This is a genomic window from uncultured Marinococcus sp. (genome assembly GCF_947493875.1).
GTDB lineage: Bacteria > Bacillota > Bacilli > Bacillales > Marinococcaceae > Marinococcus.
On sequence record NZ_CANLSU010000016.1, the window covers coordinates 1 to 13,758 of the forward strand.

The window sequence follows — 13,758 nt, forward strand, 5'->3', positions numbered from 1 at the left end:
CGATGCTGTACAGCGTGTCACCCGATTTTACCGTGTACGAGCCGGATTCAGCCGGAGGCGGAGTAGTGGTCCCCTTGCCCGGGATTTTCAGCACCTGACCGATCCGTATCACGTTCGAGCTCGTCGGAATGCCGTTCGCTTTTTTCAGCTCGGTCACGCTTACAGCGTTGCGGCTGGCGATGCTGTACAGCGTGTCGCCCGATTTTACCTTATAGGAAGCTTCTCCGGTCGACGGCGAACCCTGAATTTGCAGTAATTCAGATACCGTTACGAACTTGTACCCCTGTGCTTTCAGCTTCGTAATCATTTCCGGCAGGGCAGCAGGTGTGCCGGGCGCGCCTGCCCCGGTATGCATTAATACGATAGAACCTGGTTCGATATTATTCACTACTTTATTCAGCACCTCAGTTTTTGAAAGCCCTCTCCAGTCAATTGTGTCGATATTCCAGTGCAGAGTATGCGTATAGCCTGCGTCTCCTACTGTTTTAAGCACGGTGGAATTGGTGGCACCGAACGGAGCCCGAAAGATTGGCTTAGTTGATTTACCGGTAGTGCTTTTCACCAGGGCCTCCGTGTCCGCTAATTCCTTTTTCATTTTCGTAGTGGAAATGGTAGTGAAATCAGGATGGGAGAATGAATGGTTACCGAGCTGGTGTCCGGTAGCTGCGATATTTCGAATAGACTGCGGGTGATCTTTCGTCCCAGAGCCTGTTAAGAAAAACGTCGCTTTTACGTTGTGGGTGGACAGCGTCTGAAGAATTCTGGAAATATTCGTGCCATCAGCACCGTCATCAAAAGTCAGTGCCACCACCTTGCTTGAAGTATTGCCCTTCACTACGTACTTTGAACTGGCAGCGTCCGCCTGCACCGGGAACGAGAAACAGGTAACAAGCAAAAATACCAGAATAACAGCGGCTTTTAACCATCTCATACCCATCCTGCTCACCCCATTTATTTAGTTATGCCGGTTACCCGGCATATGTATGAGTGAACAACCATTCATTATTTCCTTTATTATACTTTAAATATAGTAATAAGTACCGTGCTCTAAGAACTATATTTCATACATATAAAGTACATTTTTTTAGAAATATCTTTTAAATTTAGAAATAAAAGCAAAAAAAGCCTGTAATAACAGGCTTTTTTGAAGTCATTACTATTTACACAGACGGATAACCTTCTGGATTATGCTTAATCCAACGCCAGGAATCTTCACACATATCCTCCACTCCTTTTTGAGCGGTCCAGCCCAGTTCATTACGTGCTTTAGCTGGATCAGCATAACAAACAGCGATGTCTCCCGGGCGCCGGTCCCGAATCTCATACGGCACATCTTTCCCGGACGCTTTTTCGAATGCTTCCACCAATTCCAGTACGCTGTATCCCTGACCGGTGCCAAGATTAAATTCTCCAATTCCCGGCCCCTCCATCGATTTATGCAGGGCGCTTAAATGACCCTTCGCAAGGTCTACCACGTGAATGTAGTCCCGTACTCCTGTGCCGTCTTTTGTAGGATAATCATCGCCGAACACGTTCAGCTGCGGAAGCTTCCCTACCGCCACCTGCGTTATATATGGCATCAGATTATTCGGTATACCGCTTGGCGACTCCCCGATACGTCCGCTCGGATGGGCACCAATCGGATTAAAATACCGGAGTATGGAAATGCTCCATTCGTGATCGGACACGTAAAGATCCCGGAGAATATCTTCAATCATCAGCTTTGAATTGCCATAGGGATTTGTTGCCTGCAGCTCAAAGTCTTCCGTAATTGGATTTGTTTTCGGCGTTCCGTACACTGTAGCCGAAGACGAAAAAATCATTTTCTTCACATTATACTTTTTCATCGTTTCAAGAAGAATAATGCTCCCCGTAATATTGTTATGGTAGTATTTGAGCGGGATTTCCACAGATTCCCCAACCGCCTTCAACCCTGCCAGGTGAATAACTGCTTCAATCTCGAATCTTTCAAATAGATTCTCCATCCCTTCGCGGTCCAGCAGATCAACATGGAAATATTCAAGGCTTTTACCAGTGATTTCCTCCACCCGCTCCAGGGAAACAGAGCGGCTGTTGGAAAAATTATCGATTACTGCTACTTCATGCCCTTCTTCCAGCAGCTCTACACAAATATGGCTTCCTATATATCCCGCACCGCCGGTTACTAGAATCATCGCTGATCTCCCCCAAAATTTGGTTATTTATTATTTCCAAACTACATCATTTTCTTTTGAATAACAATACTATTCTCCGCAGGAGACTCTGTGCTACTTAGTTTTTCTTAGCTCCCCTACCATACATTATATCCACGTGGGGAGTGAAAATGGCAGAAGCCCTGAGACCCAGCATACCTCCGGCTTTCTTCCTCTTCATGTGCCGACACCGTGAATACTTGAATTTTATGTTTTTTCCGCAGCTTTTTTAATTTGGCAATTTTCTGCTGGGCCCATTCATCGCCCACAATCGCTGAATACTCAAACCCTTCCCACATAATACCGTTTACGAACGGATATGTAGTGGTGCTGAGTGTGTCAAAACCCCAGTTCTGAATAATGGCCAGCTGCGGATGCTTTTCTTTAATACTCCGCATAAATGAAGCCATTGCCACGCGCTGTTCCCGCAGTGTTTCGGGATTGTTTTCATGCTCGTCATCAATGTTTCCCACTGTGTCTAAAAATACACCGTCACACCCCTTGGCGTGAACCTGCTTGGCGACTTCATTCATAAGGACTTGCCGGTAATGCTCTTCGTCCATATTCATCAGGTAGGAATCCCACTGTTTATAATATACGCGACTTCCCCCGCGGTGAAAAAAATCTTTTTCCTCCATCTGTGTATACAAAGCCTCATTCCAACGGTCTGCTTCCATTGCATTAATGTAGCCGTAAACTTTTGTGCCTTTCCGCTGAATGTACTTCACCTGCTGCTTTGTATAATACACCGGTTCGATGATCACTACATCATAATTTTTCATTTCCCTGAGTATGTTTTTATTTGGGGAATCATAAAAAATCTTGTAATTTTTCATTTTAGTCATGGAAAAAACACTGCTAGAAGCGGGTTTCACCTTCATTAGAAAAGACTCATAAAAAAATAGATAAAAATTTGTAACAAAAATCATTTTTTGTGAGATAATACCCATAACGCTCCTCCTTACAGATAGCAAGTAAGTATCAAAGCCCGTAATCAGGACTGGCCCTTATTAATTGCAGGGATTTATGAACCATGTCATTGCACCCTAAATATCATAATTTTAATTCTTTTGTGAGCATAAAGTTTTACTAAGCTTACTCTGATTGGGCGGCAATAGCAACATGGCACATAAATCTAATATAACTTTTTGAAGAGGTGATGGGATGATTTACACGCAGAAAAATGTGTGGAGAAAAGTTGTGGAGCTGCTCGTCGTCGTTCTTATACTCGGGATTATCGACCAGGTATTCCAGCTGGGAATGCTTGGTTGGACACTAAACCCGTTTTTGTTTGTGATTTTGTTTTTCTCTCTGCGGTACGGTATTAACATTGCTATCCTGAGTTTTTTCATTACTCTTGTGTATCACGTTATCGCCACGTTTACAGCGGGAGATGACCTGTTCCTTCTGTTTTATGATACCGGGGACTATCTTTATTTATTGTTTTCCCTGCTTCTCGCTGTTATATGCGGCCTTTACAGCTCGTCCTACCGGGAGCGCTATGAAAGCCTTACGTATACCCAGGATGAATTAAAGGATGATAATAAGGAGCTTACGAAAACAATTAAAGAACTCGAGGATTCCCAGCGGGTCATGCAGGAAAAAGTATTGGATTCCGAGCATACCCTTGCTCAGATTTACCAGGTGGGCATCAAGCTGGACCAGCCTACACCGGAGCTTGTGCGAAATGAAGCGATCGCAATTATCGCCGATTTGTTTAAAGCAAATGACATTGCGATTTATCACGTAGACTCATCGAAAAGGTCCCTCCGGCTGAGAGTACGCCAGGGGAGCTCGCAGACACTTCCGCAAACCGTATTTTTAAGCGAGGAATCTTCTTTTTATCAACGCTTATTTACGGAAAAAGCAATTACCCTGCGAAACGTCAAAGACGAAAAAAATGCCCCGGTAATTGCAGGGCCGATCGTCTATAACGAAGAAATCCAGGAAGTATTAATTATCGACCAGCTCGATTTTTCCCGTCTCACTACCCATGAAATCCAAATTATGTCCTTTGTGCTCGACTGGATTTCCAACCGTATCGAAAAAGCACGTGAATGGCAGGCAAAGGATGAAGAGAAGCAAATGCTTCCAGGTACAAATATTTATTATAAAGATGCCTTTGATGCTCACGTTGCACAGCAGGACGTGCGCCAGGAGGAGTACGGTGTGCCTTACAGCACCGTAATCATACAATTTGACCGCTTTGAGGGAATGTCTGTTGCCGAGGCTGAAGTTATTTTGCGGACTTATCTTCGTGAAATAGATATTATCGGATTTGATTCCAGGCAGAGTAATCTTTACTTCCTCCTGCCCGGGACCGATGCTGAAAATGCGCAGGTCGTAGAAAAACGAATCAAGAAAGCCTTAAAAGAAAAAGGAGGCACTCATGCTGGGTAACCTTATACAGCCGACGATACTCGTTATTCTTTTTTACATCGTTCACGCCTGTATTTTATTTGCTGCGGCAAAAGCCGCGAAAAAAAGAGTGCAGCCGGACCAGTACGGAGCCGTTATCTGGATTGTGATGATCAGCTTCTTTCTCCCTTTGCTCGGGGAAGCTTTCGGTCTCCTTGCCTGGTGGGCTTCGAGGCGCGTGGATTCAAACAAAATCGTCTCTGATTATACAGAATATGTGAAGTTTCAGCCGATTAACCTGGAGCACCTGCGTCATGAAGCCAAGGACAACAAAAACCTTACTCCGTTAACGGAAGCATTCACAAATGATGATCAGCCGGACCGTAAGAACTTAATGCTGAAGCTGATTAACTCCAACATTTCAGACAAAGGAAAGTATTTGAACCTCGGGCTCAATAATGATGATTCAGAGACCGTCCATTATGCCGCCACAACGATGAATCTTCTTGTCGACCGCTACGAAAAAAGCCTTGATACTGCGAAAGCAGAGCATGAGCATTTTCAAAGTGAAGAATCTCTCAGCAGATTGATGGGCATCTACCGGGGTTATCTGGATAGCCATCTGCTGGACGATCATTCGCAGGAGCATCTCCGCTATGTGTTCCTTCAGTTTTTGGAACAGGCAGCCAAGGATTTCCCCAGTCACATGGAGACCTTTAACCAGCTCGGCGATGTCTATCTGCAGCTTGATTCCCCGACCCAGGCAGTTAATACGTACATGTATATGCTTCAGGCTTTTCCACATGAAGCTGACGGCTATTTAAATTTGATTGAATACTACTATAACCAAAAAGACTGGACCGGAATTGAGCAGGTGCTTTCCCGTATGCATGAGCATGTGGAGCCAGAAAAAATACCGGAAAACCGTCAGTACATTGTCCGGCAGATGGGAGGGGTCGTTTCATGAAAAAACAGATGATGAAGTCAACGATCGGGCTTTTCGTTGTAATTTTAAGTATTCTTCTTATTCTCCAGTTTATCAGGCTCGAGCGTTTTCAGCTGTGGCTCCCCCATCAGGCCTCTAACACGGAGGAAACCGAAACGATGAGTGCCGGCAGTGAAGAAGTGGCGGGAGAAGAAATGAATATCTATGTGCACAAAAATGACAGTGACCTCTCTGAAGATACATTAAATAATTTTGAATACGCCCTTGATTACGCCAAGGTGCCGTATACCGAAATTTCCAGGGAAGAAATTTCGAATCTGGAGCCCTCCCCTTACAATGTGCTCGTGCTTGCCGGCGAACATGCAGAGGAATGGCCCTTTGAAGAAATAGAATCGTTCGTCGAAGAGGGCGGCCGTCTTTACATTGGCGCCCGCTTTATTGATACAAGATATAATGAAATGCTTGGTATTGACGATGTGAACGATTTTAAAGGCGGCCTCACCGGTCTGACTTTTGAACAGGAACTTTTTCCGGGATACACTGACCTTGAGCCCGACTCGTTACTTCTTTCACACAGCATTGCCAACATGACTCTTCGTGAAGAAGCCGAGCCTTATCTTTCCGTAGAAGGGGATCCACTAATGTGGACCAATGAATACGGTGACGGCAAAGCTTTGTTCTGGAACACGACCGCTATGGCAGGGAAAAACACACGCGGCCTGCTGCTGCAGTCCCTTTCTATTCTGCCTCCTGCTTTTGCGAGCGCACAGGCAGATATTAAAACTGTCCATATTGATGACTTCCCGGCACCTGCACCGGCAGAGGATAATGAGCAGATTTCCGAGCAGTACGATATGTCTGTTGAAGATTTTTACACCGATGTCTGGTGGGAGGATATGAAACAAATCGGCATAGATCATGATTTTACGTATACCGGTCTCATGATTGGAACATACGAAGGGACGATGGATGCTACTGCAGAAGAGCTTATTGACAGAGACCGCTATCCAATGCTCTTTTTCGGCAGAAATGTGTATCGTCACGACGGAGAAATCGGCCTCCATGGATACAATCACCAGCCGCTTGTAACAGGAGACGAGCCGATGGATCCAGAGCTTTTATATACACCGTGGGAAAGCAAAGAACAAATGAACGAATCACTTACGCGGGTCGAGAAAATATTCCATCACTATTATCCGGAAGAAGACTTTAAAACCTATGTTCCTCCTTCCAACGTGTTAAATAGAACTGGAATTCAGGCTCTGCACGAGACACTGCCAAGCATTAATACGATCGCCTCCCTATATACTGGTCAGGGTGAGGGAAGCTTTATCCAGGAATTCGAGGAGGACGAGGAGTATCCATCCATCTATCACTTCCCACGTATATCAAGCGGGTATGGGGAAAGTGCGGAGAACCAGTTTATTCAAGCCGACGCAATTGCGAATTTCGGCGTCTTTTCCCACTTTATTCACCCGGATGACGTGCTCGATCCGGACCGTGCCTATGGGGAAGGCTGGCCGGACATGAAAGTTCAGCTTAAGAACATGGCAAAATTTGTGGAAACAACCTATCCTTACCTCGACAGCATGACTCAGGCTCAGGCGACCGAACGGATGAAAAGCTATCAGGCCTCAAGCCTTGAAGTCACGTACAATGAAGACAGGATTACGATCCAGGGAGAAGACCTGGTTGAGCCATCCACTATGATGCTTCGTGTCGATAAAGGCACTTCCATCGACACGGGGAGCTTTGATTTCGGTTCAATCGAAGCCTATGGCGAGACCGGCACGCTGTACCGCCTGACTCTTGAAGAGCCACAGGCCGAAATTCCATTAAAGGATGATGCTTCATGAAAATAGGCATGGTTGTAGAAGGCAGCTATCCGTACGTCAGCGGCGGGGTGGCCAGCTGGGTGCAGATGCTCGTTAAACAGATGCCCGAGCATGAATTCGTCATTATCGCCATCACTCCGGAGCCGATTTCACCGGAGGATTACCGCTACGAACTCCCAGGCAACATTTCGCAGGTGCTTAATCTCCCGCTTAATATGCAGCAGCCGAGGCGGCAGCGGAATTTCTCCCTGACCCCGGCAGACGAAGAAGCCATCACCGAGTGGATGAAGTTTGAATCCGTCCGTTCGGATGCGCTTCTTGCTTTAGGCCAAAAGCTTGGAGGCACAGAAAACTTTTTCTCCAGCGGCCTGTTCTGGGAGATTGTGCAGCAGAGCTACGATAAAGAAAGACAGTCCGGCTCATTTATCGATTATTTCTGGATGTGGCGCGGCATGTTCGCGCCCGTTATCGAGCTGCTTCAATTTTCTTTTCCTGAACTTGATATTGTTCACTCGGCTTCAACAGGATACGCCGGTATGGTGGCTGCTGCTATCAAAAAACAGCAGGAGATCCCGTACCTGCTGACCGAGCATGGAATTTATTCCAGGGAGCGGGAGGAAGAAATTCTGCAGGCTGACTGGATACCGGATTACTATAAGCAGCGCTGGATTACGTTTTTTCACCATCTTTCACGCCAGGCGTATAAAGAAGCGGACGACGTCATTACACTGTTTGCCCGTAACGGAGAGCTGCAGGAGGAAATTGGCGCCGATCCGGCTAAAATTGAGATCATTCCAAACGGAATTGACTATTCCCGTTTATCACTTGTAGAAAAGGACAAGCACCATCGTTCGTACGTTCATATCGGTGCCATCGTTCGCGTAGTTCCTATCAAAGACATTAAGACGATGATACATGCCGGCAATATTTTAAAAAGCCGGTCCGTTCCTTTTAAGCTCACCATTATGGGGCCGCTAGATGAAGATCTCGAGTACGCCGGTGAGTGCCGGCGCCTTGTTGACCAGCTTGGTCTCCAGGATCACGTCTTTCTTGTCGGAAAAGTTAACATTACCGATTACCTGCCTACCTTTGATGTGTGCCTGCTGACAAGTATTTCTGAAGGCCAGCCTCTTGCCGTTCTCGAAGGCATGGCAGCAGGTCTTCCATTTATTGCAACAAATGTCGGCTCCTGCTCGGAACTTATTCACGGCCGGGAAGGTGATCCTTACGGGCCCGCCGGCTTTGTCGTTCCCCCGGTTAACCCGGAGCAGGTTGCCCAGCGCTGCGAATGGATCTATCAACACCCGGAGGAAGCGGAAAAGTTCGGCCGAAACGGGCAGAACCGGGTCGAAGCGTATTATCAGATTCACCAGTTTATTCAGGAATACACGGAACGTTATCATCAAAGGGGGCTCGAATATGGCCGGCATAGGGTTTAAGCTTCAGCAGCTGTTCCAGGAAGACTATTTTTCCTCCAGGATGAAAGCTTATGCTTTCGCCGGCCTGGTGACGGCCGGGCCCTGGATTGTCGTTATCGCTACGATTGCGATGATCCAATGGTTTTCCATGGTGTTTCTTCCTGTCACGCTGCAGGAAAGAGAGCTGTTCAATTTATCTATTTCCTATTCGTTTATATTTTCCCAGGTGCTGTTTGGCATCCAGCAGTTGGTAGTCACGCGGTACATCGCGGATCTATTTTATGAAAAAAAGACAAATAAAGTGTTTCCAACATTTCTCGGCATGACGAAAGTAACTCTTGTTCTGGCGTTAACCGCCTGGCTTATCTTTATATGGATAAGCTCTCTGCCATTTTTGTATGAGCTTTTGCTCCTTGTATTATTTGTTACCATTAACTTGATCTGGGTACTGTTTTTATTTTTAAGTGCCGCAAAGTTTTACCAGGCTGTCGCCTACAGCTTTTTGTCCGGTGCAGTAATTGCGGTCGGTATGGTATTTCTTCTCGGCCGCTCTGCAGAAGCTTTTACGTTTATTCCGCACGCTACGAGCTTTATGCTTGTGCTCGGCTTTACGAGCGGCATGATTGTCACATTGTTCGGGCTGCTGTTTTCAATGCTTATTACGTTTCCGCTTCATACATCAGACAGCCAGTTTCACTACGTCAGCTATTTCGACAAATACCCAACTTTATTTTGGACTGGGTTTTTATATAATGTAGGCATCTGGGTGTGTAACTGGATTATCTGGTTTGGGGAGGGCAGATCCATTCTTCTCGATTCTTTCGTCTATAACCGGGTATATGATACAGCAATTTTTTGGTCATACCTCACGATTATTCCTACGTTGATTATATTTGTCGTCTCGGTAGAGACCCGTTTCTACGAGCGGTACCGTTCGTTTTACGGCTACATTAACCAGGGTGGTACGCTTCAGCAGATCAAAACATCAAAAGAATCCATGCAGTATGTCTTAAAGGAGGAGCTTGAACGGCTTGTGCGCAGCCAGGGCTTGATTTCGATAGTAATCATTCTATCGATCGGCTACGTTACGACCCTTGTACCGATCGAGGACGACATTATCTCGATCTTCCGCTTTACGACGGTCGGGGCATTTTCAAACGCTATGGTTCTTGTACTGACGCTCATTCTTCTTTACTTTGAAGACCGGCGTGGCGCGATGATTACTTCCATCCTGTTTTTCTCGTTAAACGCCGTCCTCACCTTCCTGCTGCTTCCTTTCGGGTTTAACGGCTATGGGCTAAGCTTCGCGCTCGGATCGAGTGGGGCTCTGCTGTTTGCGCTGCTGCGCCTCGCGTACTTTATTGAAAAAGTCGATTACTTCGCTTTTTGCAACCCGAATAACCTTGAACGCCCAAATCCACCGACATTGTTTACTAAACTCAGTCAGTGGATGAACAAGCGGACTATCCTTTAAACGCATAAGAAAAGCCGGACGGATAGCAGTTATCCGCCCGGCTCTTTTTTATTCAATGACGTCACGTGCCGGGGACTTTTGGGGCAATTCAAAATTGTAATTAGAGGCGTTTTTATACTGCGGGTTCACATAACGGGAATCGTTGTCACTGCCAATCAGGGACTTAAATTCCTTAAGCGTGGAGGCCTGCTCGTTTTCCCAAATCCAAATACCTTCTTTGCCCTTCTCCCGGTGATACACATTCCGGTCAAATTCGTTATCCGTGTTGTCTTCAAAGTAGTTTGCCACAAATACACGGGAGCTTCCTGCTGTTAATATATTATTTTCAATTCTGTTGTTTTCCGTATCATTTTGCAGCAGCAGCTGTCCGCCGTCCAAATCGTTTGTATCGTTACGGTATATAATGTTTTCTGTAATCGTGCTGTTCTTTGTCCCGCCCCGTTTTTCATCATAGCCGCCGATGGAGATCCCGGTAAAAATGTTTTCATAAACTGTATTCCCGGTAATCCTGATATTATCCGCCTGTTCCCCGTCCTGCTCCGAGGTCGCTTCTATACCCAGATCGTTTCTGTATACCGTGTTGTTTTGAATGTCAATATCGTTGCCGCCATCTACATAAATGCCCCCCGCGGCATAAACATCCCCCTCCCCATACGCCGGATTGCCGTACGAAGAGTTATCGTAAACGGTATTGTTTTCCACTGTCCCATCCCGGGTGTAATCAAGCTCCGGGTCGTCTCCAACGTCCTCGTACCCAATCATGTCAATTCCAATGTTATCGTTATGGCGTACGGTATTTGAAGCAATCGTAAAATCTTCTACGTTTCCATTTAAAACGACTGCTTCGCTTGAGCCGAGTACAAGGTTTTCCACCGTGTTGTTAATAATTTCGACATCGGTGATCGCTTCCCGGCCATATACTGCGATACCGTGGGCGTTACCGCTGTCTGCATTCGTTTCAATACCACGGATGTGATTATTATCGAGCGTAATTCCTTCGGCGCTGTCATGCACGAAAATACCTACCGGTGTTTCGTTGTTAAGCTCTGTCGATAAATTCTGAATGGTGAACCCACGAATGGTAATATGATTCTGTTCTTCGATATGAATCATTGCTGTTATACCTGCTTCGTCTTCCATTTCTTCACCGCTTAAAATTACGTCTTCGTCTTCATATGCTTCAAATGTAACCGGGTTCGAGGCGCTGCCGCTTTGCGAGACCTCCAGCGGTTCTTCGTACGTTCCCCCTCTGACATAGACGGTTGTTCCAGGCTCCGCCTGTTCAGAGGCTGCATTCAACGTCTGCAGCGGTGCCGACTTACTGCCGTCATTACTGTCATCCCCGTCCGTTGCTACATAAAGACAGGAGTTAGCGGCTGCCTGTGTGCATTCTGAAAAGATTAATACTCCTGCTGTAATACCCCCCGCAATAAGAAGCGTCAGGGCGATCCATAGTTTTTTCATATAATCGGCTCACTTTTTGTCGAAGATGCCCTTAATATTTTATATAGGGATGATGCTGTTATTATTATACGCTATAGCAAGAGGTAAGTCCTAGTTTATGCTGGAATTTTTATTTTTTATTAATCCAATCCCAAGCATTATTAAACCAGCGACAAGAAGTACTGCTCCTGCGTAAGCAGCATATATAAATGCGTTAGGCTCTGTCGCCTGCGGATCCAGTACTGAAAAGAAAAAACCGGCCGGCAGCAGTATGGCCGACAGTGGAATGCTGTGGCGGATAAATCTTTTTGCCTTCGGCCCATAGGAAGTACGATCCACGTATAAGAGTATGACCAGTGAAAGGATAAGAAGCACCCCTGCGTGCGCATGTCCGGCACGAAATAAATCCTGCCGGAGCGGATTATTTACGTAGCCTGTATCTTTAGAAACAATCATTTGAAGCAGACTAACGCCTCCGTAAATAACTGTGGGCAATACTATTACCAGCCAGCCTGCTGTTTTGCGGCTCTCTTCCTCCACCTTTTCCCCCTCCCTATGAACCAGGCTGTTTTCCGGCCGTCCGGTCTATTCGTTCTTTGGCTGTGCCGGTCGCTTTGGTTACTGGCTCAGTGCCAAGCGCCCTGCCGAGACCGAAGGGCGGCATGTTCACATAAATCGATTCGTAAGCCCCTTTGGGTACTATATATGTTTCATGATAAATACCGACCGCACTGTTTCCTTTTGTTCTTTTGTTAAATGTCCGCCATGCCTTTAAATGCTTTGGCCCCCTCGCATATGCAAACAATTCCTCCTTGGAATTCCAGTACTGGATCATCATCGTTGTTGGAAGCTGAATATAGCTTTGCATGCCCAGGCAGCCAATTTCTTTGTTTATGGATAGTTCTTTGATCATCGGGGGCATCGAGAGCAATACCGGAAGCCACTTATGGATGGCCCGCCATTTATTAATCCTCATCCCTATAACAAATACAGTTACTCCCCGGTCCTCTGTCGTTGTATATCTGCCGCTCATAATTTTACTGCTCATCCTGATCCCGCCTCTCATTGTAGTTCTCCTCGAAATGCCAATCACTGCACATCTCTTCTTTATCATACTCTCCTTTTATTGCTGCGGGCTGTATTTGAGAAAAAAACTCTCCAGCTTTTTTAAGCTGAAGAGTTTTTAAATTTCCACCGATTCATGGATAGTCGTACGATTCCGGCCTTTTTGCTTCGCGCTGTAGAGTGCCCGGTCAGCCTCGTTAATAACTTCCTCGATATTGCGTCCTTTGTTCCATTTCGCTATCCCTACTGATACCGTTACCGATACTGCTTCATTATAGTGCAGGAGGGAAGGCGTGGTCATTCCCTGCTTAATATTGTCTGCGAGCATGCCTGCTTCTTTGTCACCTGAAGCCTCCGCCGCAGCCAAAAATTCCTCTCCGCCCCAACGGGAGACAAAGCCTTTATTCTCAAGATTTGCTGCAATAACTTTAGAAACATGCACGATGACAGCGTCCCCCACAGCATGTCCGTATTGATCATTAATCGTTTTAAAATAGTCAATATCAATCATCATAACGTAGAAATTTTGTTCTGTTTCCATCTTCTCGGCTATACGCTCATACATTTTCCGTCTTGTAAAAAGTCCAGTGAGCGTATCAGTCGCTGCCATACGTTCAAGCTCTCCGTTCATTTGATGAAGATTTTGTATCATTTGATCAATATTACTACGAAAAATATATCCTAATAAAGCGATAATGCAAAGAACGCTGACCATGTTAATAAGGTGAAGTATATAAGTCAATTCCTCGCCCATCGTTTGAATGCCCGTCTGTGTAAAATGATACAAAAGAGCATAATAAATAATAAGTATAATAGCGGCAAGCCCCTTAATAAGGCGGGCCCCCAGGAAGAGAAATACCCCAAACGCAATGATAAATATATAATAATGAAACCCTGAATCCCAACTAAGATAGACAGCTGAAATGGTGGCATGAATAAAAATATTTAGAATAGTCATAAGGAAATATAGTGCATAATATCCTTTTTTCACCAGCAAAAACGCGAATGTGCAAAATACTGCACTTAT

Annotated in this window: 12 protein-coding genes; 5 read left to right on the forward strand and 7 right to left on the reverse strand. The window is 45.8% G+C overall.

Annotation, left to right across the window (positions count from 1 at the left end):
- The 3 genes from Q0757_RS16530 to Q0757_RS16540 form a co-directional block, all read right to left on the reverse strand.
- Positions 1 to 931, reverse strand: a 931-nt coding sequence (locus tag Q0757_RS16530) for a polysaccharide deacetylase family protein (RefSeq protein ID WP_366139552.1), incomplete at its 3' end; no start/stop codon positions are given.
- Positions 932 to 1,160: 229 nt separating this feature from the next.
- A complete protein-coding gene (gene galE, locus Q0757_RS16535) occupies positions 1,161 to 2,174 on the reverse strand; it encodes a UDP-glucose 4-epimerase GalE (protein WP_298789225.1) in 1,014 nt (337 codons plus the stop codon).
- A 116-nt stretch (positions 2,175 to 2,290) separates the two neighbouring features.
- Positions 2,291 to 2,974 (reverse strand): endo alpha-1,4 polygalactosaminidase, encoded by a 684-nt coding sequence (locus tag Q0757_RS16540; RefSeq protein WP_298789226.1) that lies wholly within the window; start codon positions 2,972 to 2,974, stop codon positions 2,291 to 2,293.
- Positions 2,975 to 3,356: 382 nt separating this feature from the next.
- Between Q0757_RS16540 and Q0757_RS16545 the strand changes: the two genes are divergently transcribed.
- Genes Q0757_RS16545 through pelG form a run of 5 tightly spaced genes read left to right on the forward strand, consistent with a single transcriptional unit; the run spans position 3,357 to position 10,223 of the window.
- Positions 3,357 to 4,592 carry a hypothetical protein gene (locus Q0757_RS16545; protein WP_298789227.1) on the forward strand — a complete coding sequence of 412 codons (1,236 nt, stop codon included), beginning with the start codon at positions 3,357 to 3,359 and terminating at the stop codon, positions 4,590 to 4,592.
- Positions 4,582 to 5,517, forward strand: a complete 936-nt coding sequence (locus Q0757_RS16550) for a tetratricopeptide repeat protein (protein WP_298789228.1) — start codon at positions 4,582 to 4,584, stop codon at positions 5,515 to 5,517. The genes Q0757_RS16545 and Q0757_RS16550 overlap by 11 nt, the downstream gene beginning before the upstream one ends.
- On the forward strand, positions 5,514 to 7,352 hold the full coding sequence (locus tag Q0757_RS16555; protein WP_298789229.1) for a DUF2194 domain-containing protein: 1,839 nt from the start codon (positions 5,514 to 5,516) through the stop codon (positions 7,350 to 7,352). The genes Q0757_RS16550 and Q0757_RS16555 overlap by 4 nt, the downstream gene beginning before the upstream one ends.
- The gene (gene pelF / locus Q0757_RS16560; protein WP_298789230.1) at positions 7,349 to 8,770 is read left to right on the forward strand and encodes a GT4 family glycosyltransferase PelF; all 1,422 of its coding nucleotides are present in this window, start codon (positions 7,349 to 7,351) and stop codon (positions 8,768 to 8,770) included. The genes Q0757_RS16555 and pelF overlap by 4 nt, the downstream gene beginning before the upstream one ends.
- Complete coding sequence (gene pelG / locus Q0757_RS16565) at positions 8,751 to 10,223, forward strand: exopolysaccharide Pel transporter PelG (protein ID WP_298789231.1); 1,473 nt, start codon at positions 8,751 to 8,753, stop codon at positions 10,221 to 10,223. The genes pelF and pelG overlap by 20 nt, the downstream gene beginning before the upstream one ends.
- A gap of 48 nt (positions 10,224 to 10,271) precedes the next feature.
- Here the strand turns inward: pelG and Q0757_RS16570 are convergent, their stop codons facing one another.
- The 4 genes from Q0757_RS16570 to Q0757_RS16585 form a co-directional block, all read right to left on the reverse strand.
- Entirely contained in the window at positions 10,272 to 11,687 is a 1,416-nt protein-coding gene (locus tag Q0757_RS16570; protein ID WP_298789232.1) for a nitrous oxide reductase family maturation protein NosD, read from the reverse strand.
- Positions 11,688 to 11,777: 90 nt separating this feature from the next.
- Positions 11,778 to 12,206, reverse strand: coding sequence for a hypothetical protein (locus Q0757_RS16575; protein WP_298789233.1), 429 nt, complete (start codon positions 12,204 to 12,206; stop codon positions 11,778 to 11,780).
- Between the two features lie 13 nt (positions 12,207 to 12,219).
- Positions 12,220 to 12,714 carry a DUF4188 domain-containing protein gene (locus tag Q0757_RS16580; RefSeq protein WP_298789234.1) on the reverse strand — a complete coding sequence of 165 codons (495 nt, stop codon included), beginning with the start codon at positions 12,712 to 12,714 and terminating at the stop codon, positions 12,220 to 12,222.
- Positions 12,715 to 12,849: 135 nt separating this feature from the next.
- The gene (locus Q0757_RS16585; RefSeq protein WP_298789235.1) at positions 12,850 to 13,689 is read right to left on the reverse strand and encodes a GGDEF domain-containing protein; all 840 of its coding nucleotides are present in this window, start codon (positions 13,687 to 13,689) and stop codon (positions 12,850 to 12,852) included.
- Between the last annotated feature and the right edge of the window lie 69 nt (positions 13,690 to 13,758).